We start from the raw sequence: 20,647 nt of genomic DNA, 5'->3' as shown, positions 1-20,647 counted from the left end.
CATGCTGCTCGACGCCGCGGTGGACGGGTTCCTCGACCACCTGGAGCGCGAGCGCGGCTACTCCGCCAACACCGTCCGCGGCTACCGGGGGGACCTGCGCAGCCTGCTCGAGCACTGCGCGCTCCAGGGCGTGCGCGACGCCGCGGAGCTCGACACCGACACGCTGCGCGAGTGGCTCTACCGCAGCGCCGACGCCGGACTCGGCAAGGCGACGATCGCGCGCCGCAGCGCCGCAGCGCGGGGCCTCGGTCGGTGGATCGCCGCCCAGGGCGGCGCCGACGCGGCGAGCAGGCTCCGCACGCCCAAGCGCGATCGGCACCTGCCCCGCGTGCTCTCGCGGCAGGCGATGGATGCCGTGCTCGCCGGCCTCGTGGAAGCGGCCGCCGACGGCGACCCCGTGGCCCTCCGCGACGTCGCGGTCGTCGAGCTGCTCTACGCGAGCGCGCTCCGCGTGAGCGAGCTCGTGGGCCTCGACGTCGACGACGTCGACCTCGAGCGGCTCACGGTGCGCGTCACGGGCAAGGGCTCGAAGGAGCGCGTCGTCCCGTTCGGGCGGCCCGCGCTCGACGCGGTGCTCGACTGGATGCGCACCGGCCGCCCGCACCTCGCGGACGCGTCGAAGCCGCATCCGGCGCTCTTCCTCGGCGCGCGCGGCGGCCGGCTCGGGCAGCGGCGCGTGCACGAGCTCGTCACCGGGCTGCTCGAGGCGACGCCGGGCTCGGGACCGCACGGGCCCCACACGCTGCGGCACACGGCGGCGACCCACCTGCTCGACGGCGGCGCCGACCTGCGCGCGGTGCAGGAGATGCTCGGGCACGCGAGCCTCGGCACGACGCAGATCTACACGCACGTCTCGCTCGAGCGCCTCGCGGAGGCCTACCGCACCGCGCACCCGCGGGCCTGACGCGCGGCCGCCTGCGCCCCGCCCGCAGCCGCCACCCGCAGCTCGGCGGCGTGCTCGAGCGCCGCCACGACGACCTCGGTCGCCGCGCTTGACGGAGTCGGCCGGCAGCAGCACGGGGCGCTCGATCCCGAGCAGCGGCAGCGGGTCGACGTAGGCGCCGTGCAGCCGTGCCCCGAGGTGGAGCCGCGCGCCACCCGCGGCGTGACCGGCCTGGAGCACGCCGATCGGATCGCCGCGCGAGACCGCGTCGCCCGCCGCGACGAGCGGCTCGACGGGCTCGAAGCTCGATACGAGCCCGTCTGCATGCTCGATCGAGAGCACGGGGCGCCCGGCGACCGGCCCGGCGAAGCGCACGACGCCATCGGCGGGTGCGACGACGGTCGCGCCCTCGAGGCTCGCGAGGTCGACGCCGCGGTGGCCCGGGCCGTACGGCGAAGCGGGCGCGTCGAACGCGCGCACCACGTCGTGCGGCTCGACCGGCCACAGCCAGGGCGCGGCCGCGAGCACCGCGAGGAGGGCGAGGATGCGCATGCCGGCCATGGTGCACGGATGCGGTGCGTGCGCGTGCCGCGGCCGCCTCGGTCGGTGGAGAGCGGTGCCGCGCTGCGAGCGCCCGGGGCATGTAGCATAGGAGGGCATCGCTTGTGCGATGACTTCGCGCGTCCATCGCGACTCCAGTCCCAACGGTCCAGCTGCCGAGCCCTCGTGCCCGCGCAGCTGGTGGGGCCGGGTCAGGGCGCCAGGGGCTCGGCCACCCGGCCGCGCCGGCAACCGCAACAGAAGAAGGAGGCGGCCATGGCCGTCGTCACCACCCGCCAGCTGCTCGACAGCGGCGTGCACTTCGGGCACCAGACCCGTCGCTGGAACCCCAAGATGAAGCGCTTCATCTTCACCGAGCGCTCCGGCATCTACATCATCGACCTGCAGCAGTCGCTCGCCTACATCGACAAGGCGTACGACTTCGTCAAGGAGACCGTCGCCCACGGCGGCAGCGTGCTCTTCGTCGGCACCAAGAAGCAGGCGCAGGAGTCGATCGCCGAGCAGGCGACGCGCGTGGGCCAGCCCTACGTCAACCAGCGCTGGCTCGGTGGCCTGCTCACCAACTTCAACACGATCTCGAAGCGCCTGAGCCGCATGAAGGAGCTCGAGGAGCTCGACTTCGAGGACACCTCGGTCTACACCAAGAAGGAGCTGCTGCTCAAGCGCCGCGAGCTCGAGAAGCTGCAGAAGTCGCTCGGCGGCATCCGCAACCTGCAGCGCACCCCGTCGGCGCTCTGGGTCGTCGACATGAACAAGGAGCACCTCGCGGTCGACGAGGCGAAGAAGCTGGGCATCCCGGTCATCGCCATCCTCGACACGAACTGCGACCCCGACGACGCGCAGTACCCGATCCCCGGCAACGACGACGCGATCCGCTCCGTCGCCCTGCTGACGAAGATCGTGGCCGACGCGGCCGCCGAGGGCCTCATGCAGCGCCACGGCGGCGGCGACGCCCAGGCCGAGCCGATGGCCGAGTGGGAGCGCGAGCTGCTCGAGCAGCAGGCCGCCGCCCCCGCCGCCGAGGAGCCCGCTGCCGCTGAGGCGCCGGCTGCCGAGGCCGCCGCAGAGGCCCCCGCCACTGAGGCGCCCGCCGAGGAGCCCGCCGCCGAGGAACCCGCCGCGGCCCCGGCCGAGACCACCGAGGACGCCACCGCGTCCGAGAAGAACTGAGGAGCAGCATGGCCACCATCAGCATCGCCGACCTCAAGATGCTGCGCGAGCAGCTCGGCACCGGCATGAGCGACACGAAGGCAGCCCTCGAGGAGGCCGGCGGCGACGTCGAGAAGGCGACCGAGATCCTCCGCCTCAAGGGCGCCAAGGGCAACGCGAAGCGCGCCGACCGCTCCACGAGCGAGGGCCTCGTCGCCGTCGCCGAGGGCGATGGCGCCGTGACGATGATCGCGCTCGGCTGCGAGACCGACTTCGTCGCGAAGAACGAGAAGTTCATCGCGCTCGCCGACCGCGTCGTCGAGGCGGTCGCCGCGGCGGGTGCCGCCGACCTGCAGGCCGCGCTCGCGGCTCCGGCCGAGTCGGGCACCGTGCAGTCCATCATCGAGGAGCAGGCGGCGACCATCGGCGAGAAGATCGAGCTGACCAAGGTCGCTCGCATCGAGGCGCCGGCCCAGGCCGTCTACCTGCACCGCACGTCGAAGGACCTGCCCCCGCAGGTCGGCGTGGTCGTCGGCTACACGGGCGACGACTCCGAGACCGCTCGCGCGGTCGCGCAGCACATCGCCATGTTCGACCCGGCGTACGTCACGCGCGACGAGGTGCCGGCCGACCAGGTCGAGAAGGAGCGCGAGCTCGTCACCGAGATCGCTCGCGGCGAGGGCAAGCCCGAGGCCGCCCTGCCGAAGATCATCGAGGGCCGCCTCAACGGCTTCTTCAAGCAGATGGTCCTGGTCGACCAGGACTACGCGCGCGACAACAAGCAGTCGGTCGCGAAGGTGCTCGAGGCCGCGGGCCTCACCGTCACCTCGTTCGCCCGCTTCAAGGTCGGCGCGTAACCAGCTGCAGCACGTCACGGAGGCCGGGGGAGACCCCGGCCTCCGTCGTCTCGCCGGACGCGCACGCGGTAGGCTCGTGCACGGTCCGGACCGGGCCGCGACCCCAGGAGGAGCCCATGCCAGCACAGCCGCGCCGTCGAGTCCTCCTGAAGCTCTCGGGCGAGGCGTTCGGCGCCGGCAGCCTCGGGGTCGACCCCGACGTCGTGCAGGCGATCGCGAAGCAGATCGCCGAGGCCGCGGCCACCGTCGAGATCGCGGTCGTCGTCGGCGGCGGCAACTTCTTCCGCGGCGCGGAGCTCAGCCAACGCGGCATGGAGCGCGGGCGCGCCGACTACATGGGCATGCTCGGCACCGTGATGAACGCGCTCGCGCTGCAGGACTTCCTCGAGCAGGCGGGCGCCGAGACGCGGGTCCAGTCCGCGATCCAGATGACGCAGGTCGCCGAGCCGTACATCCCGCGCAAGGCCGAGCGGCACCTCGAGAAGGGCCGCGTCGTCATCTTCGGCGCCGGCGCGGGGCTCCCGTACTTCTCGACCGACACCGTGTCGGCGCAGCGCGCGCTCGAGATCGGCGCCGACCAGGTGCTCGTCGCGAAGAACGGCGTCGACGGCGTCTACTCCGCCGACCCGAAGCGCGACCCCGCGGCGACCCGCTACGACGAGATCACCTACCAGGATGCGCTCGTGCAGGGCCTCAAGGTGGTCGACTCCACGGCGTTCAGCCTCTGCATGGACAACCGCATGCCCATGCGCGTGTTCGGCATGGAGGGCGACGGGCAGCTGCGCCGCGCCATCCTCGGCGAGCCCGTCGGCACGCTCGTGCGCGCCTGATCCACGGCGCCCGCGGATACACTCGACCCTGAGGGAAGGAACCACGTGATCAGCGACGTTCTGGCTTCGGCCAAGGAGAAGATGACGCAGTCGATCGAGGTCGCGAAGGACGACTTCCAGACCGTGAGCGCAGGTCGGGCGAACCCCGCCCTGTTCCAGCGGCTGCAGGTCGACTACTACGGCTCGCCGACGCCGCTCGTGCAGCTCGCGTCCTTCCAGCAGCCGGATGCGCGCACGCTCGTCATCACCCCCTTCGACAAGAGCGCGCTCAAGGAGATCGAGCGCGCGATCGTCGCCGCGCCGCACCTGGGCGTGACCCCCTCGAACGACGGCTCGATCGTGCGCATCGTGATGCCGGAGCTCACCGAGGAGCGCCGCCGCGACTACGTCAAGATCGTCAAGGACAAGGCCGAGCAGGCCCGCGTCGCGGTGCGCAACGTGCGCCGCCAGGCCATGACCGACCTCGACAAGCTCAAGGGCGAGGTGGGCGACGACGAGATCGCGCGCGCCGAGAAGGAGCTCGAGGCCGCGACGAAGCAGGCCGTCGAGGGCATCGACGAGGCGCTCAAGAAGAAGGAGTCCGAGCTCCTCGAGGTCTGACGAGGAGGTCGGGAGGCGACGCATGCGACGCGAGCATCGGAGCGCCGCCGAGATCGAGGCGCAGATCCAGGCGCAGATCCACGCAGCCCGCGACCAGATCGAAGCCACCCGCGAGCGCGTCAACAAGCGCACCGGCCGCGACCTGGCCGCGGCGATCGGCATCGCGCTCGTGCTCGGCGGTGCGCTGCTCGCGAGCCTGCTGTGGGTCAAGACGCTGTTCATGGCGTTCGCGACCGTGCTCATCGGCTTCGCGCTCTACGAGCTCGCGAGCGCGCTGCGCTTCGCGGGTCGCGACGTGCCGCGCGTGCCGCTCGTGCTGCTCGGCTGCGCGATCGTGCCCATCACGTGGTACTTCGGCGCGGCGGGCATGTGGTGGTCCACGCTCGGCGCGATCGGCATCGTCGCGATCGTGCGCCTCGTCGAGCTGGTCGACCCGTCGACGCGCTCGGGCGCGGGCGCGGTCTTCGCCGACGTGACGGCGGGCGCGCTCTGCATCGCCTACGTCGCGGTGCTCGGCGCCTTCACGGTGCTGCTGACGTCGCAGGACGGCGGGCAGTGGTGGACGCTCGCGATGATCATCATGACGACGGTGATCGACACGGGCGCGCTCGCCGCGGGCGTCTGGCTCGGCAAGCACAAGCTCGCCCCGCGCATCAGCCCCGGCAAGACGTGGGAGGGCCTCCTCGGCGGCGCGGTGCTCGCGACCGGCGCCGGCATCGCCCTCTCGGTGTGGATGCTCGGGCAGGAGTGGTGGTTCGGGTTCATCCTGGCGGCGCTGCTCGTCGCGAGCGCGACCGTCGGCGACCTCGCGGAGTCGATCATCAAGCGGGATCTCGGGATCAAGGACATCGGCTCGTTCCTCCCGGGGCACGGCGGGTTCCTCGACCGGCTCGACTCGATCCTGCCGAGCGCCGTCGTCATGATGGCGCTCTTCCAGGTCACGCACTCGTGAGCGGCACGGCGCCGCTGGCATGATGGAGACGATGAGCACGTTCCCGAGAGCCCGCAGGTCGCAGCTGGGCTACGACATCGAGCAGGTCGAGGACTTCCTCGAGGACGCTCGTCGTGCGTACGCGACCGACGCCAGGGCGGCGACGGCGATCGACTCGTCCGCCATCCGCCGCACGAGCTTCGGCATGCAGAAGGGCGGCTACTCGCCGGCCCACGTCGACGCCGCGCTCGAGCGGCTCGAGGAGGCCTTCGCGCGCCGCGAGCACGAGCGCGGCATCCTCGAGCACGGCGAGCAGCAGTGGTACGCCAAGGTGCGCGAGCGCGCGCAGGCGACCCTCGAGCAGCTGCGCAGGCCCGACGGCGAGCGGTTCCGCCGGGTGAGCCGCATCTCGCGCGGCTATCGCGTGCCCGAGGTCGACCGCTTCGCCGCGCGCGTCGCCGCCTACCTCGAGGACGGCCCCGACATGACGGCGCGCGAGGTGCGCACCGTGCAGTTCGACGCGCAGTTCGGCGGCTACGACGAGGACGAGGTCGACGCCCTGCTCGACACCGTCGTGAGCCTGATGCTGGCGGTCCGCTGACGACGCCCCTCGGCTTCGTTACCGTTCCGTGATACTGTCGATCCTCGTGTTCACCCGCTCCGCCACCGCATCCGCGCGCTCGACGCGCACGCGAGGCGTGCTCTCGGGCCTGTCGCTCCTCGCGGCAGCGGGCTTCGTGATGGTCTCCCTCGCGGCGAGCCCCGGCAGCCAGGTGATGGCCGAGCCGGCGTCGCTGCCGAGCGAGCAGCGCCCCGGACAGGCGCTCGACGCCGTCACGGGTGAGCAGGCGGCGCTCGTGCGCGACCAGATCATCGTGCACACGCCGACGCCCACGCCGACCCCGACGCCCGAGCCGGTCGCGGCCCCGGCGGCCGCCGGCGGCCAGGCAGCTGCCTCGATCGCCATCCCCACGGTCGCCGCGCCCAACCCCGGGAGCGCGCAGGCGATCGCCCGCGAGATGGTGCACGCGCGCGGCTGGGGCGACGACCAGTACTCCTGCCTCTACAACCTGTGGCAGAAGGAGTCGAACTGGAACGTGTACGCGCAGAACCGCTCGAGCGGCGCGTACGGCATCCCGCAGGCGCTGCCCGGTTCGAAGATGGCGACCGCGGGCGCCGACTGGCAGACCAACCCCCGCACGCAGATCTCCTGGGGCCTCGGCTACATCGCCGGCCGCTACGGCACGCCGTGCGGCGCCTGGGGCCACTCGCAGCAGGTCGGCTGGTACTGATGCCGTCGCGGCGGCCGAAGCGTCGCGCGCAGCCCTACGTGCCGCTCGACGTCGACCGTCTCATGCTCGGCGCCGCGCGCATCGAGCGCCGTCGCGCGGGGGAGTGGCACGTCCAGCCGATGTCGTCGGGCAACGCCGTGAAGGACTACACGTGCCCCGGATGCGGCGGCACGGTCGCGCAGGGCACGGCCCACGTGGTCGTCTGGCCCGCGGACTCCATCTTCGGCGACCGCGCCGTCGAGCAGCGGCGCCACTGGCACTCGGGCTGCTGGCGCGCGAGCTGACCGCCGTGGGCGCTACTTCGCGTCCTGCCTCGGGATGATGACCTCCTTGAGGATCAGCTGGATGGCCGCGGCGACCGGGATCGCCACGAGCGCACCGAGGATGCCGAGCAGGGTGCCGCCGATGAGCGCGGAGAGCACGACGACCACCCCCGGCACCTTGACCGCGCGGTTCATGATCTGCGGGCTGATGACGTAGGCCTCGAGCTGCATGTAGACGAGGTAGTAGATCGCCACCGGGAGCGCCGTCTGCGGGCCGTCGAGCAGCAGCACGAGCAGCGAGATGAGCACCGAGGCCGAGATCGTGCCGATGAGGGGGATCGTCGAGGCGATGAGGGCGATGAAGGCGTAGACGACCGCGAGCTCCGAGCCGACGACCGAGAGCATGATGAACGACAGCACGCCGTTGAGCAGCCCGAGCGCGCCCTGCCCGAGCACGAAGCGGCCGACCGAGCGCATGATCTGCTCGGCGATCTCGATGAACTTCGGCCGCGACGACGCCGGCACGAGGCGGTACATGCCGGACTTCAGCGCGGGCAGCGAGCCCGTGAAGTACAGCATCAGCACGACCACGATGAGCAGGCCGCCGATCGTGAAGGCGACCTGTCCGACCGCCGCGACGACCGCGGCGGCGAGGTCGGCGACGAACGGCGGCACGGTCGACCACGTGTTGAAGTCGGTGAGCGCGTCCTCGAGCTGCGTGAGGGCGAGATCGATGTCGAACCCCGGGAACGTCGAGCGCACCCACGCGAGGAAGCCCTCGAACGCGCCGCCCTCGATCTCCTCGACGATCGACTGCACGAGGAGGCCGAACTGCGCGGCGATCGTGGGCACGATGAGCCACGCGGCTCCCACCAGCACCGCGAGGATGACGGCGAAGACGATGAGCACGGCGCCCCAGCGCGGCACCCGGCGACGGATGAGGAACTGGATCACGGGCTCGACGCCGAGCGCGAGGAAGATGCCGGCGAACGCCCACACGAGCACGGTGCTGATCTGCTGCACCGCGGTGCCGATCGCGATCGCCAGCAGCACGCCGAGGCCGCCGAGGAGCCCGAGGAGGAAGCCGTTCCTGATCGTCACATCCGCATCCTAGGGGCGGCTCCCGGCGCGCCAGCCGAGGCGCGCGGTCCGTCGCGCGGCAGGGGGTTGGCGCTCGAGGCCGCCACTCCGGTACCCTGGAGGCTTGCCTGCCGGACGCGGTTCCCGATCGACGGCCCGCCATCCTCCCCGGCGATGGTGAAAGGACCTCTGACTCGTGCGATACATCCTCGCGGCTGTGAGCCTCGTGATCTCGCTCGTCCTGCTCGGCCTCGGCATCGGCCAGCGCACCTTCTGGGCGCCTCCCGAGACCATCGTCTCGCAGCTCGAGCAGTCGACCGACGCGCAGCTGATCGTCATCAGCGGCGAGACCATGGATCAGCATGACGGCCGCCAGACCGTGACGATCACCGACGACGGCCCCGTCACGGCGGTCGTCGGCCGTGACCACGACGTGCTCGGATGGGTCGGCGACGCGGAGCACGCGGTCGCGCAGCTCGGCGAGGCGGATGCCCTCACGCTCGACGAGGTGTCGGGGGCCGACGACCCGCTCCCGTCGCTGCTCGGCAGCGACATGTGGATCGAGGAGCACGAGGGCGACGGCCGCGTGCAGTTCGCGATCGACCTGCCGGTCGGCTTCTCGATGGCCATCCAGGGCGAGCCGGGCGCCGCGGCGCCGGCGGACGTGCGCGTCGAGTGGCCGTTCGACGCGAAGACGCCGCTCTTCGGGCCGCTCATCACCGCCGGGCTCGTGTTCCTCGCGCTCGCGCTCGTGCTCTTCCTGCTGGCGCTCCGGCGTCACCGGCGCAGCCGCGGGCCGCAGCGGCGCTCGCACCGAGAGCTGAGCCGCGCCGAGCGCCGAGCGCTCGCGCGCGACGCGCGCGCGGGGCTGCCGCTCCCCGAGCGCGCCGTGCGGCCGAGCGACCCCGCGATCGAGCCGACCGACCGGAGCGCGGACGCGCCGACCGACCGGAGCGCGGACGCGCCGGTCGACGAAGCGGCGCCCGCGCAGGAGCCGCCCGCCGAGGGCGCGCCCGAGCGCGGCGAGGGGCGCGCGCCGCGCGCAGCATCCCCCGCTCGGCGCCGCCTCGGCATCGTCGCGCTGCCCGCGCTCGCCGCGATCGCGCTGACCGGCTGCGGGCCGCAGTACTGGCCCGGCGGCGAGCCGAGCGCGACCGAGACCGTGCCGACGCCGACGAGCATCGAGGAGACGCTGCCGCCCGTCGCGCTCACCGAGCAGCAGTTCTCCCGCGTGCTCGAGGACACGCGCGAGGTGGTCGCCCAGGCCGACGCCGACCGCGACCTCGGGCTCGCCGAGCGCCGCACCGCCGGCCCGGTGCTCGACGCGCGCAGGACGAACTACGAGGTGCGCGGCGAGAGCGACGAGATCGAGCCGCTGCTCGGGATACCCGACGGCGAGGTGCAGCTCCTGCTGCCGCAGCAGACCGAGACCTGGCCGCGCACCGTCATGGCCGTCGTCGCGTGGGAGGACTCCGCGCGCGCCCAGTCGACGCTCGTCTTCCGCCAGACCGACGCCCGAGAGCCCTACCGCCTCGTCTACCAGGCGACCCTCGCCTCCGGCGTGCAGGTGCCGGCGGTCGCGAGCCCCACGATCGGTGCCGCGAGCCTGCCGGGCGACACCCCGCTGCTCCAGCGCCGCCCGGACGAGGTGACGATGGCGTACGCCGACGTGCTCATCAACGGCGAGGACTCCGAGTACGCCTCCTGGTTCCAGGAGGAGGGCGATGCCCTGCGGGAGCAGATCGGCAAGGCCTGGAAGGACGAGCAGCGGGCGAAGCCCGAGTACGAGCTCACCGACCTCGAGTGGTTCGCGGATGAGGACGAGCAGGCACCGCTCATGCTCGTGACGAACGAGGGGGGCGCGCTGCTGGCGACCTCGTTCACCGAGACGCAGCGCACGACCCCGGCCGAGGAGGGCGTCGAGGTCGAGGCCCAGGCGGGCCCGGCGATCCTCGCCGGCGTCGAATCGTCGACGCGCGGCATCGAGCAGACGTACCAGATCCAGGTGCTGTTCGCGGTGCCGCCGGCCGATGCGCCCGAGGGCGCGCAGATCCAGGTCGTCGGGTTCGCACAGTCGCTCCTGGACGCGAGAGAGGTCGGATGATGACGCAGGAGTCCATGCCCGCATCGATCGCCGGAGCCGTCGACCTGTCGGCGCTCGCGGCGCGGCACCAGCAGGCGCAGGCACCGCAGCAGGCCGCGGGCGGCTCGGCCACCGGCGGTGCCGCTCCCGGCGTCGTGATCGACATCACCGACGCCGACATGGCGTCGCTCGTCGAGCTCTCCGACCGCGTGCCGGTCATCCTCGCGATCGTCGCGAGCTGGAGCGAGCCGAGCGCGCAGCTCGCGCCGGTGCTCGAGCGGCTCGTGACGGCGCAGCGCGGCAGGCTCGTGCTCGCGAAGGCGGACGCCGACCGCAGCCCGCAGATCGTGCAGGCGTTCCAGGCGCAGTCGGTGCCGACGGTCGCGGCCGTGATCGGAGGCCGCCCCGCGCCGCTGTTCAGCGGCGCGCTCCCCGAGGACCAGCTGCAGGACGTGCTCGCGCAGGTGCTCGAGTTCGCGGCGCAGCAGGGCATCACGGGCACCGTGCCGGTGGGCGACGGCGAGCAGCCGGCCGAGCCCGCGCCCGAGCCCGTGCCGCCGCTGCACCAGGAGGCGTACGACGCGATCGACGCCGGCGACCTCGACGCCGCGATCGCCGCGTTCGAGAAGTCGATCGCGCAGAACCCGCGCGACGCCGACGCGATCGCGGGCCTCGCGCAGGTGCGGCTGCTCTCCCGGCTGCAGGGCAAGGCTGCGGAGGAGATCCGCTCGGCCGCCGCGTCGTCGCCGAGCGACGTCGAGGCGCAGATGCTCGTCGCCGACCTCGACCTCTCCGGCGGCCACGTCGAGGACGCCTTCGGGCGGATGCTCGAGCTGCTGGGCACGCTCAGCGGTGACGAGAAGCAGGACGTGCGGCTGCGGCTCCTCGACCTGTTCGAGATCGTGGGGCTCGACGACCCGCGGGTGAACGCGGCGCGGAAGCGGCTGACGACGCTGCTGTATTGAGCGTGGAGATCGCGGGCTGCGGTCTCGTGACGCGTGCCGGCTGCGCCGGCGCGCTCCTCGACCTGCGGGCCTCGCGGGCTGCGGTCTCGTGACGCGTGCGCCTGCGGCGCGCGCTCCTCGACCTGCGGGTGCGCGGGCTGCGGTCTCGTGACGCGTGCCGACTGCGCCGGCGCGCTCCTCGACCTGCGGGCCTCGCGGGCTCCGGTCTCGTGACGCGTGCGCCTGCGGCGCGCGCTCCTCGACCTACGGCGAGGCGGGGCGCAGCAGCAGGCCCGCGAGCGGCGGCACCGTGATCGTGGCCGACGCCGGGCGACCGCCCCAGGGCTCGTCGACCGCGTGCACCGTGCCGAGGTTGCCGACGCCGGATCCGCCGAACTCCACCGCATCCGAGTTCAGCACCTCCTGCCACGCGCCCGCGCTCGGCAGCCCGAGCCGGTAGCCCTCGACGGGCCGGCCCGAGAAGTTCACGACCACGGCGACGGGATCGCCATCGGCGCCCCAGCGCAGGAACGCGAGCAGGTTGTCGGCGGAGTTGCCGCCGTCGATCCACTCGAAGCCGCCCGGCTCGTTGTCGCGCAGCCACAGGGCCGGCGTCTCGCGGTAGATGCGGTTGAGCTGCGACACGAGCCCCATGAGCCCGCGGTGCACCGGCTGGTCGAGGATCCACCAGTCGAGCCCGCGCGCCTCGCTCCACTCGCTCGGCTGCCCGAACTCCTGCCCCATGAAGAGCAGCTGCTTGCCCGGGTGCCCCCACATGAAGGTCAGGTAGGCGCGCACCGAGGCGAGCTTCTGCCACTGGTCGCCCGGCATCTTGCCGAGCAGCGAGCCCTTGCCGTGCACGACCTCGTCGTGGCTGATCGGCAGCATGAACTGCTCCGAGAACGCGTAGAGGAACGAGAACGTGATGTCGTGGTGGTGGTGCGAGCGGTACATCGGGTCGACCGCCATGTACTGCAGCGTGTCGTGCATCCAGCCCATGTTCCACTTGAGCCCGAAGCCGAGGCCGGATGCGTCGGTCGGCTTGGTCACGCCGGGCCACGACGTCGACTCCTCGGCGATCATGACGATGCCGGGCACGCGCCGGTAGACCGTCGCGTTGACCTCCTGCAGCAGCGCGATCGCCTCGAGGTGCTCGCGGCCGCCGTGCACGTTCGGGAGCCACTCGCCGTCCTTGCGGGAGTAGTCGAGGTAGAGCATCGAGGCGACCGCGTCGACGCGCAGGCCGTCGATGTGGAACTCCTCGAGCCAGTAGACGGCGTTCGCGACGAGGAAGTTCTTGACCTCGGGCCGACCGAAGTCGAACACGTGCGTGCCCCAGTCCGGCTGGTCGCCGCGGCGGGGATCGGGGTGCTCGTAGAGCGCACGGCCGTCGAAGCGCGCGAGCGCCCACTCGTCCTTCGGGAAGTGGCCCGGCACCCAGTCCATGAGCACCCCGTAGCCGGCGCGGTGGAGCCGGTCGATGAGGTAGCGCAGGTCGTCGGGGTGACCGAAGCGGCTCGTCGGGGCGTAGTAGCCCGTCACCTGGTAGCCCCACGAGCCGCCGAACGGATGCTCGGCGAGCGGCATGAACTCGACGTGCGTGAAGCCGGTCTCCTCGAGGTGCTCGATGAGCGCGTCGGCCATCTCGCGGTAGCCGAGCCCCGGCCGCCACGAGCCGAAGTGCAGCTCGTAGACCGACATGGGGGAGTTGTGGGGGTCCCGGGCGGCCCGGGACCGCATCCAGTCGTCGTCGCTCCACGCGAAGCGGCTCGTGCCGACCTTCGACGCGGTCGCGGGCGGCACCTCGGTGTAGCGCGCCATCGGGTCGGCGCGCGTGACCCAGCCGTGGTCGGTGAGGATCTCGTACTTGTAGGCGCTGTGCTCGAGGTCGCCCGGCACGAAGAGCTCCCACACGCCCGAGATGCCCATCGAGCGCATCGGGTGGGTGCGGCCGACCCAGCCGTTGAAGTCGGCGATGATCCGCACCGCGTGCGCGTTCGGCGCCCACACCGCGAACGAGACGCCCGCGACGCCCTCGTGCTCGCGCATCCGCGAGCCGAGCACGCGCCAGACCTCCTCGTGGCGGCCCTCGCGCCACAGGTGCAGGTCGAGCTCGCCGAGGGTGGGGGTGAAGCGGTAGGGGTCCTCCGCCTCCCACGTCGCGCCGTCGGCGTACCGCGTGCGCAGGCGGTAGGGGCGGATGGGTCCGGGCACGCTCGCCTGCCACAGGCCGTCGCCGAGATGCTCCATCGCGATGGGCTCCTCGGCGGCGCCAGCGGCGTCGGGCAGCACCGCGACCTCCTCGGCGAGGTGGCGCACGGCCCGCACGACGTGCGAGGCGCCGCCGGTCGCGCCGGGCTCGGGGTGCGCCCCGAGCAGGTCGTGGGGCGCGGGGTGCGCGCCCTCCGCGAGTCGCTGGATGGTCGAACGCTCGAGCATCATGCCCCCGATCGTCGCACGTGGATGACGTGCGCCGGCTCCACGAAGGCGTCGAGGCGCACGAAGTTGTGGTCGCTCCAGTGCCAGCGCTCGCCCGTGATCAGGTCGTGCGCCTCGAACGACTCGCCCGGGCGCATGCCGAGCTTCGTGAGGTCGAGGTGCACGGTCGTCTGGCGGGCGGAGTGCGGGTCGACGTTCGCGACGACGATGATCGTGTCGGGCTCGCCCGACTCCGTGAAGGCCCCGTCGACGTGCTTCGAGTAGACGAGGATCGCGTCGTCGTCGCTCCAGTGCACGTCGAGCGCCCACAGCTGCCGGATCGCCGGGTGCGCGGCGCGGATCTCGTTGAGCCGCGTGATGTACGGGGCGATCGACGAGCCGTTGCGCTCGGCGCGCTCCCAGTCGCGCGGCTTGTACTCGTACTTCTCGTTGTCGATCGCCTCTTCGGCGCCGGGCCGCGCGACGTCCTCGATGAGCTCGTAGCCCGCGTACATGCCCCACGTCGGCACCGCGGTCGCGGCGATCGCTGCGCGCACCTTGAACGCGGGCACGCCGCCGAACTGCAGGTACTCGGTGAGGATGTCGGGCGTGTTGACCCAGAACGCCGGCTTGAACCAGGCGGCTTGCGTGCCGGTGACCTCGCGCAGGTACTCCTCGAGCTCGGCCTTCGTGTTCCGCCACGCGAAGTACGTGTACGACTGCTGGAACCCGACCTTGCCGAGCGCCTGCATCATCGCGGGCCGCGTGAACGCCTCGGCGAGGAAGACGACGTCGGGATGCGCCGCGTTGACGCGGGCGATGACGTGCTCCCAGAACCACAGCGGCTTCGTGTGCGGGTTGTCGACCCGGAAGATCTGCACGCCGCAGCCGATCCAGAGCTCGAGGATGCGCAGCACCTCGGCGACGATCCCCGCGGGGTCGTTGTCGAAGTTGATCGGGTAGATGTCCTGGTACTTCTTCGGCGGGTTCTCGGCGAACGCGATCGAGCCGTCGGGGAGCGTCGTGAACCACTCGGGGTGCTCGGTGACCCACGGGTGGTCGGGGGCCGACTGCAGGGCGAGATCCATCGCCACCTCGAGCCCCGCATCCGCTGCCGCCCGCACGAACGCGCGGAAGTCGTCGATCGTGCCGAGGTCGGGGTGGATCGCGTCGTGCCCGCCGTCCTTCGAGCCGATCGCCCACGGGCTGCCGGGGTCGCCGGGCTGCGGCGTGAGCGTGTTGTTGGGCCCCTTGCGGTTGACCTCGCCGATCGGGTGCACGGGCGGCAGGTAGACGACGTCGAAGCCCATCGCGGCGACCGCGGGGAGGCGCTTGGCCGCGGTCGCGAAGGTGCCGGACTGCCACGAGCCGTCGGGCCGCTGGACCGCGCCCTCGGAGCGCGGGAAGAGCTCGTACCAGGCGCCGACGGCCGCCCGCGTGCGCTCGACGCGCAGCTGCAGGGTCTCGGATGCGGTGACGAGCGAGCGCGGGCGGTTGCGGTCGACCGCGGCGAGGATGTCGGGGTCGTTGACCGACGCCCAGCGCTGCAGGATCGGCACGCGGCTGTCCTCGAGCGCGCTTGCGGCACCGGCGAGCATCGTCGCGTCCATGCCCTTCGCGGCCTTCGCCGCGCGGCGCAGCAGCTCGGCACCCATCGTCGCCATGAGCTCGGCGTCGATGTCGGCGGCGATCTTGATCTCGGCGTTGTGGTGCCACGTGGCCCACTCGTCGGCCCACGCCTCGACCTTCCAGCGCCACAGCCCCTGCTCGTCGACCTGCGCGAGCGCGCGGTGCCGGTCGAGGCCGTCCTCGAGCGGCCGCATCGGGATGCGGCGGCGCACGCCGGAGGGCGACGCGAGCACGAGCGTCACCCCGATCCGGTCGTGGCCCTCGCGGAACGCGACCGCCTCGAAGGGCACGACGTCGCCGACCACCGCCTTCGCCGGGAACCGGTTGCCGGGCTGCTGCGGATGCAGGTCGAGCACGGGGATCCGGCCGGTGCGGGCTTCGGGCTTCGCAGGTTCCTGGGTCTTCGCCACGAGGCCAACCTAGCGAGCGTCCCTGCGTGTCTGCGAGGAGGCCGGGGCTAGGCTCGGTGCACGTGAGAGCGATCCGCAAGTTCACCGTCCGCACGTCCCTGCCCGAGCGCCTCCGCAGGCTCGACGCGCTCGCCTCCAACCTGCGCTGGTCGTGGCACGAGCCCACGCGCGAGCTCTTCCGCGAGATCTCCCTCGAGGGCTGGCGCGCGACGGGCCACGACCCCGTGCAGCTGCTCGGCTGGGTCGGCACCGACCGGCTCGAGGAGCTCGCCGCCGACGACGCCTTCGTCGCGCGCGTCGAGTCGCTCGCCGACGACCTCGACGACTACCTCTCGCAGGCCCGCTGGTACCAGTCGCTCCACGGCGCCCCCGAGTCGATCGCGTACTTCTCGCCCGAGTTCGGCATCACGAGCGCCCTGCCGCAGTACTCCGGCGGCCTCGGCATCCTCGCGGGCGACCACCTCAAGGCCGCGAGCGACCTCGGCGTGCCGATCGTGGGCGTCGGCCTCTTCTACCAGGCCGGCTACTTCAAGCAGGCGATCTCGCGCGAGGGCTGGCAGCAGGAGTCGTACCCCGTGCTCGACCCCGACGGGCTGCCGCTGACGATCCTCCGCCGCCCGGATGGCACGCACGCGACCGTCTCGCTCGCGCTCCCGGGCTCGCGCACGCTGCACGCCCGCATCTGGCAGGCCACGATCGGCCGGGTGCCGCTGCTGCTCCTCGACACCAACATCCACGAGAACGACGCCGAGCTGCGCGCCGTCGCCGAGCGCCTCTATGGCGGCAGCGGCGAGCTGCGGCTGCAGCAGGAGCTGCTGCTCGGCATCGGCGGCGTGCGCGCGCTCGCCGTCTACAGCGAGCTCACGGGCGCGCCGACCCCGTCGGTCTTCCACTCGAACGAGGGCCACGCGGGCTTCCTCGGCATCGAGCGCATCTCGCAGCTCATCGCCGCGGGCCTCGACTTCGACGCCGCGCTCCAGGTCGTGCGCGCCGGCACGGTCTTCACGACGCACACGCCCGTGCCCGCGGGCATCGACCGCTTCGACGTCGAGCTCGTGCGCCGCCACCTCACGGGCGACCTCGTGCCGGGCGTCGACGTCGACCGCGTGCTCGCGCTCGGCCGCGAGGACGACCCCGGCATCTTCAACATGGCGCAGCTCGGCTTCTCGCTCGCGCAGCGCGCGAACGGCGTCTCGCAGCTGCACGGCAAGGTCTCGCGGCGCATGTTCGCGAGCCGCTGGCCGGGCTTCGAGACGAGCGAGGTGCCGATCACGTCGGTCACCAACGGCGTGCACGCCCCCACGTGGACGTCGCCGATCCTCAAGCACCTCGCCGAGCGCGAGCTCGGCACGCTCGACACCACGAAGTGCGACTGGGGGTCGGATGCGGTCTCCGACGAGACGCTGTGGTCGGTGCGCCGCGAGATGCGCGCGGCGCTCGTCGCGGAGGCGCGCGAGCGCACCCGCGCGAAGCATCGCCGCAACGAGGGCGTCGAGCCCGCGTGGATCGAGGGCCTCCTCGACCCGGACGTGCTGACGATCGGCTTCGCACGACGCGTGCCGACCTACAAGCGCCTCACGCTCATGCTCCACGACCGCGACCGGCTCCGCGCGCTGCTCACGCACCCCGAGCGGCCGGTGCAGCTCGTCATCGCCGGCAAGTCGCACCCGGCCGACGAGGCGGGCAAGGCGCTCATCCAGGAGCTCGTGCGCTTCTCGCAGGAGCCCGACGTGCGCGGGCGCATCGTGTTCCTCGAGAACTACGACATCTCGATGGCGAAGTCGCTCTACCCGGGCTGCGACGTGTGGCTCAACAACCCGCTGCGCCCGCTCGAGGCGTGCGGCACCTCCGGCATGAAGGCGGCGCTCAACGGCTCGCTCAACCTCTCGATCCTCGACGGCTGGTGGGAGGAGTACTTCGACGGCAAGAACGGCTGGGCCATCCCGTCGGCGAACGAGCACATGGACGCCGCCGAGCGCGACGCGTTCGAGGCGACCGCGCTCTACGAGATCATCGAGCACCAGGTCGCGCCGCGCTTCTACGAGCGCGACGAGCGCGGCCTGCCGACGGCGTGGATCGCGTCGATCCGCCACACGCTCGCGTCGCTGAGCCCCGAGCTCTCGGCCGAGCGCATGCTCGCCGAGTACGTCGACCGGCTCTACGCGCCCGCCGCTCGCGCGGCCGCGGTCGCGGGGGAGGACGGCGCGCGGGCGGCGCGCGAGTTCGCGGCGTGGACGGGGCGGATGCGCGACGCGTTCGGCCAGGTCGACGTGCGCCACGTCGAGGTCGAGGGCGTCGACGTGCCGCCGACCGTCGGCGATGCCGTGCGGGTGCGCGCGTACGTCGACCTCGGCGGCCTCGAGCCCTCGGACGTCAAGGTCGAGGTCGTCGCCGGCACGGTGACCGAGGAGGGCGACCTGCGCCACGAGCGGCGCTTCGAGCTCGAGGCGGCAGGCGCAGAGGACGACGGCGCGCTGCGCTTCGAGTCGGCGATCGAGCTGCGCCTCGCGGGCACGTTCGGCTACACCGTGCGCGTCGTGCCGAAGCACCCGATGCTCGCGTCGGACGCCGAGCTCGGGCTCGTCGCCTACGCCAAGGGCTGACCGGGCGCGGGCGGCGACGGCGGGACGCGGAAGCGCACGACCGTCGCCGCCGGCGCGCCGCCCGCGGGCATGCCGTGCACGGCGTAGACCCGCAGGCTCATCGCGGCCACGGCGACCTGTGCGCCGGGCGCGACCCGCTCGTCGGCGAGGCGGTCGGCCGCGGAGTCCCAGAGCAGCTCGAGCCCGGTCGCGCCGTCGGGCTCGGGCGTCGTGACGAGCGCGTCGCGCGGGGAGCCGTGGAAGATCACGAGCACGCGCGAGTACGCCTCGTCGATCGGCGTCGACTCGGCGAGCATCTGCATCGTGCGGTCGTGGGAGTGGTCCCAGTCGTCGATCGTCATGCGCGAGCCCGCGACGTTGAACCAGTCGAGCCGCGACGAGCCCGCGACGCGCTGCTCGCTCTGCCCGTACTCGAGCGGCCGCAGCGCCGGGTGCTCGCGGCGCAGCTGCAGCAGTCGGCGCGTCTGGGCGAGGAACGCGTCCTGCCACTCGCGCCGGTCCCACCGCATCCACGTGAGCGCCGAGTCCTGGCAGTAGGCGTTGTTGTTGCCGCGCTGGCTGCGGCCGAACTCGTCGCCCATCGTCAGCATCGGCACGCCCGCCGAGACGAGCAGCGTGCCGAGCAGGTTGCGCATCGAGCGTCGACGGTCGTGCTGCACGGCGACGTCGTCGGTGCGGCCCTCCACGCCGTGGTTGTACGAGCGGTTGTCGTCGGTGCCGTCGCGGTTCTCCTCGCCGTTGGCCTCGTTGTGCTTGCGGTCGTAGCGCGTGAGGTCGGCGAGCGTGAAGCCGTCGTGGGCGGTGATGAAGTTGAGGCTCGCGAGCGGCCCGCGGGTCGCCGAGAACGGCCCCTCGGAGCCGGAGACGGCGTGGGCGAGCGGTCCGACGCCCGTCGCGCCCTCGCCGCCCGCGCGGAACTCGCGCAGGTCGCTGAGCCAGAAGCGTCGCACCGTGCCGCGGAAGCCGTCGTTCCACTCGCTGAAGCCCGCGGGGAACTGGCCCGTGCGCCAGCCGTCGGGGCCGAGGTCCCAGGGCTCCGCGATCATCGTCGCGCCGCGCAGCGCCGGGTCGGCGAGGATCGCCTGCAGCAGCGGATGCTGCGGGTCGTAGGCCCCGTCGGCGCCGCGCCCGAGCGTCGTCGCGAGGTCGAAGCGGAAGCCGTCGACCTGGAACTCCTCGCGCCAGTGGCGCAGCGAGTCGAGCACGAGCTGCTGCGCGGCCGGGAGCGAGAAGTCGACGGTGTTGCCGCAGCCCGTCCAGTCGACGAGCCCGCTGTCGTCGTGGCGGTAGTAGGAGGCGTTGTCGATGAGTCGCAGGCTCGACGGCGGCCCGCCGGCGCCCTCCTCGGCGGTGTGGTTGTAGACGACGTCGAGCAGCACCTCGATGCCGGCCTCGTGCAGCAGGCGCACCATGCCCTTGACCTCGCGCAGCACGCCGCCGGTGCCGTCGAACTGCGCCTTGCGCGACGCATAGGCGCTGTGGGGCGCGAACCAGCTGAGGGTGTTGTAGCCCCAGTAGTTCACGCGGCCCTGCTGGATGAGCCGCTGCTCGGAGACGAACAGGTGGATCGGCAGCAGCTGCACCGACGTGACGCCGAGGTCGCGCAGGTAGTCGATGGTCGACGGATGCGCGAGGCCCGCGTAGGTGCCCCGCAGCTCGGGCGGCATGTGGGGGCTCAGCTTCGTGAGCCCCTTGACGTGCGCCTCGTAGATCACGCGTCGGCTGCTGGGGATGTCGGGACGCGCGACGCCGCCCCAGTCGAACGCGTCGTCGACGACGGTCGCGCGGTGCTGGCCGTGCGGCGTGCGCACGATGCCGCGCGCGTGCGGGGGCAGCGCGTTCCGGGTCCAGTCGAACGCGTGGCCCGGCCCCTCGGGGCCGTCGACGCCGAGCGCGTACGGCGTGCCGACGACGAGCCGGTCGGTGTCGATGACGAAGACGTCGCCCTGACGCTGCATCGGGATCGCGTCGATGAGCCAGTCGGGGTCGTGCGGGTCGAACAGCCGCAGCTCCATGCGGTCGGCGTTCCGCGACCAGACGGTGAGGCGCTGGCCTCCGGCGATGGGCTCGATGCCTCGCGCTCGATCGACCCCCGCCATCACGCGCTCTAGGCT

Annotated in this window: 16 protein-coding genes and 1 pseudogene; 12 read left to right on the top strand and 5 right to left on the bottom strand. The window is 72.6% G+C overall.

The features are described 5' to 3' along the window. Nucleotide 1: 1 nt before the first annotated feature. Nucleotides 2–904 (top strand): tyrosine recombinase XerC, encoded by a 903-nt coding sequence (locus tag BLT67_RS02320; RefSeq protein ID WP_092667471.1) that lies wholly within the window; start codon nucleotides 2–4, stop codon nucleotides 902–904. A 153-nt stretch (nucleotides 905–1,057) separates the two neighbouring features. On the opposite strand, the pseudogene BLT67_RS13620 reads toward BLT67_RS02320, so the two are convergent. Then, a pseudogene (locus tag BLT67_RS13620) lies at nucleotides 1,058–1,435 on the bottom strand (murein hydrolase activator EnvC family protein); the annotation flags it as partial. Between the two features lie 264 nt (nucleotides 1,436–1,699). Between BLT67_RS13620 and rpsB the strand changes: the two are divergent. From rpsB to BLT67_RS02275, 8 genes are all read left to right on the top strand, one after another. Beyond that, complete coding sequence (gene rpsB / locus BLT67_RS02310) at nucleotides 1,700–2,614, top strand: 30S ribosomal protein S2 (RefSeq protein ID WP_092665545.1); 915 nt, start codon at nucleotides 1,700–1,702, stop codon at nucleotides 2,612–2,614. Nucleotides 2,615–2,622: 8 nt separating this feature from the next. Beyond that, nucleotides 2,623–3,450, top strand: a complete 828-nt coding sequence (gene tsf, locus BLT67_RS02305; protein WP_092665544.1) for a translation elongation factor Ts — start codon at nucleotides 2,623–2,625, stop codon at nucleotides 3,448–3,450. A 116-nt stretch (nucleotides 3,451–3,566) separates the two neighbouring features. Beyond that, complete coding sequence (gene pyrH / locus BLT67_RS02300; RefSeq protein ID WP_092665543.1) at nucleotides 3,567–4,280, top strand: UMP kinase; 714 nt, start codon at nucleotides 3,567–3,569, stop codon at nucleotides 4,278–4,280. Nucleotides 4,281–4,325: 45 nt separating this feature from the next. Further along, nucleotides 4,326–4,880, top strand: a complete 555-nt coding sequence (gene frr, locus BLT67_RS02295; protein ID WP_092665542.1) for a ribosome recycling factor — start codon at nucleotides 4,326–4,328, stop codon at nucleotides 4,878–4,880. A gap of 22 nt (nucleotides 4,881–4,902) precedes the next feature. Further along, nucleotides 4,903–5,832: a phosphatidate cytidylyltransferase gene (locus BLT67_RS02290; protein WP_092665541.1), complete on the top strand. Its 930-nt coding sequence runs from the start codon at nucleotides 4,903–4,905 to the stop codon at nucleotides 5,830–5,832. A gap of 31 nt (nucleotides 5,833–5,863) precedes the next feature. Further along, nucleotides 5,864–6,412, top strand: a complete 549-nt coding sequence (locus BLT67_RS02285) for a DivIVA domain-containing protein (protein ID WP_092665540.1) — start codon at nucleotides 5,864–5,866, stop codon at nucleotides 6,410–6,412. A 28-nt stretch (nucleotides 6,413–6,440) separates the two neighbouring features. Further along, complete coding sequence (locus BLT67_RS02280; protein WP_092665539.1) at nucleotides 6,441–7,103, top strand: aggregation-promoting factor C-terminal-like domain-containing protein; 663 nt, start codon at nucleotides 6,441–6,443, stop codon at nucleotides 7,101–7,103. Next, on the top strand, nucleotides 7,103–7,387 hold the full coding sequence (locus BLT67_RS02275; protein ID WP_092665538.1) for a hypothetical protein: 285 nt from the start codon (nucleotides 7,103–7,105) through the stop codon (nucleotides 7,385–7,387). Before BLT67_RS02280 ends, BLT67_RS02275 begins: the two co-directional genes overlap by 1 nt. A 12-nt stretch (nucleotides 7,388–7,399) precedes the next feature. Here BLT67_RS02275 and BLT67_RS02270 read toward each other — a convergent pair whose 3' ends face one another. Further along, entirely contained in the window at nucleotides 7,400–8,467 is a 1,068-nt protein-coding gene (locus BLT67_RS02270; RefSeq protein WP_092665537.1) for an AI-2E family transporter, read from the bottom strand. A gap of 196 nt (nucleotides 8,468–8,663) precedes the next feature. Between BLT67_RS02270 and BLT67_RS02265 the strand changes: the two genes are divergently transcribed. Together BLT67_RS02265 and BLT67_RS02260 are read left to right on the top strand one after the other, a co-directional pair. After that, nucleotides 8,664–10,550 carry a hypothetical protein gene (locus BLT67_RS02265; RefSeq protein WP_092665536.1) on the top strand — a complete coding sequence of 629 codons (1,887 nt, stop codon included), beginning with the start codon at nucleotides 8,664–8,666 and terminating at the stop codon, nucleotides 10,548–10,550. A 14-nt stretch (nucleotides 10,551–10,564) separates the two neighbouring features. Then, complete coding sequence (locus BLT67_RS02260; protein WP_231945541.1) at nucleotides 10,565–11,494, top strand: tetratricopeptide repeat protein; 930 nt, start codon at nucleotides 10,565–10,567, stop codon at nucleotides 11,492–11,494. Nucleotides 11,495–11,737: 243 nt separating this feature from the next. Here BLT67_RS02260 and glgB read toward each other — a convergent pair whose 3' ends face one another. After that, on the bottom strand, nucleotides 11,738–13,915 hold the full coding sequence (gene glgB / locus BLT67_RS02255; protein ID WP_092665535.1) for a 1,4-alpha-glucan branching protein GlgB: 2,178 nt from the start codon (nucleotides 13,913–13,915) through the stop codon (nucleotides 11,738–11,740). Continuing rightward, nucleotides 13,912–15,930: an alpha-1,4-glucan--maltose-1-phosphate maltosyltransferase gene (locus BLT67_RS02250; RefSeq protein WP_092665534.1), complete on the bottom strand. Its 2,019-nt coding sequence runs from the start codon at nucleotides 15,928–15,930 to the stop codon at nucleotides 13,912–13,914. The genes glgB and BLT67_RS02250 overlap by 4 nt, the downstream gene beginning before the upstream one ends. Nucleotides 15,931–15,992: 62 nt before the next feature. Here BLT67_RS02250 and glgP point away from each other — a divergent pair, with 62 nt between their 5' ends. Continuing rightward, nucleotides 15,993–18,533 (top strand): alpha-glucan family phosphorylase, encoded by a 2,541-nt coding sequence (glgP, locus tag BLT67_RS02245; RefSeq protein ID WP_092665533.1) that lies wholly within the window; start codon nucleotides 15,993–15,995, stop codon nucleotides 18,531–18,533. Here glgP and glgX read toward each other — a convergent pair. Next, entirely contained in the window at nucleotides 18,518–20,632 is a 2,115-nt protein-coding gene (gene glgX, locus BLT67_RS02240; protein WP_092665532.1) for a glycogen debranching protein GlgX, read from the bottom strand. The two genes, glgP and glgX, sit on opposite strands and share 16 nt — an antisense overlap. Nucleotides 20,633–20,647 lie beyond the last annotated feature (15 nt).

Origin of the sequence: Agrococcus carbonis, assembly GCF_900104705.1 — a bacterium.
GTDB classification, from domain to species: Bacteria; Actinomycetota; Actinomycetes; order Actinomycetales; family Microbacteriaceae; genus Agrococcus; species Agrococcus carbonis.
The sequence above is the reverse complement of the archived record's forward strand: the minus strand, read 5'-3'. Positions and strand labels throughout refer to the sequence as shown.

Coding starts and splice junctions, on each gene's coding strand:
- BLT67_RS02320 (WP_092667471.1), top strand. CDS start 2: ATGCTGCTCGACGCCGCGGTGGACGGGTTCCTCGACCACCTGGAGCGC.
- rpsB (WP_092665545.1), top strand. CDS start 1,700: ATGGCCGTCGTCACCACCCGCCAGCTGCTCGACAGCGGCGTGCACTTC.
- tsf (WP_092665544.1), top strand. CDS start 2,623: ATGGCCACCATCAGCATCGCCGACCTCAAGATGCTGCGCGAGCAGCTC.
- pyrH (WP_092665543.1), top strand. CDS start 3,567: ATGCCAGCACAGCCGCGCCGTCGAGTCCTCCTGAAGCTCTCGGGCGAG.
- BLT67_RS02290 (WP_092665541.1), top strand. CDS start 4,903: ATGCGACGCGAGCATCGGAGCGCCGCCGAGATCGAGGCGCAGATCCAG.
- BLT67_RS02285 (WP_092665540.1), top strand. CDS start 5,864: ATGAGCACGTTCCCGAGAGCCCGCAGGTCGCAGCTGGGCTACGACATC.
- BLT67_RS02275 (WP_092665538.1), top strand. CDS start 7,103: ATGCCGTCGCGGCGGCCGAAGCGTCGCGCGCAGCCCTACGTGCCGCTC.
- BLT67_RS02260 (WP_231945541.1), top strand. CDS start 10,565: ATGCCCGCATCGATCGCCGGAGCCGTCGACCTGTCGGCGCTCGCGGCG.
- glgB (WP_092665535.1), bottom strand. CDS start 13,915: ATGATGCTCGAGCGTTCGACCATCCAGCGACTCGCGGAGGGCGCGCAC.
- glgX (WP_092665532.1), bottom strand. CDS start 20,632: ATGGCGGGGGTCGATCGAGCGCGAGGCATCGAGCCCATCGCCGGAGGC.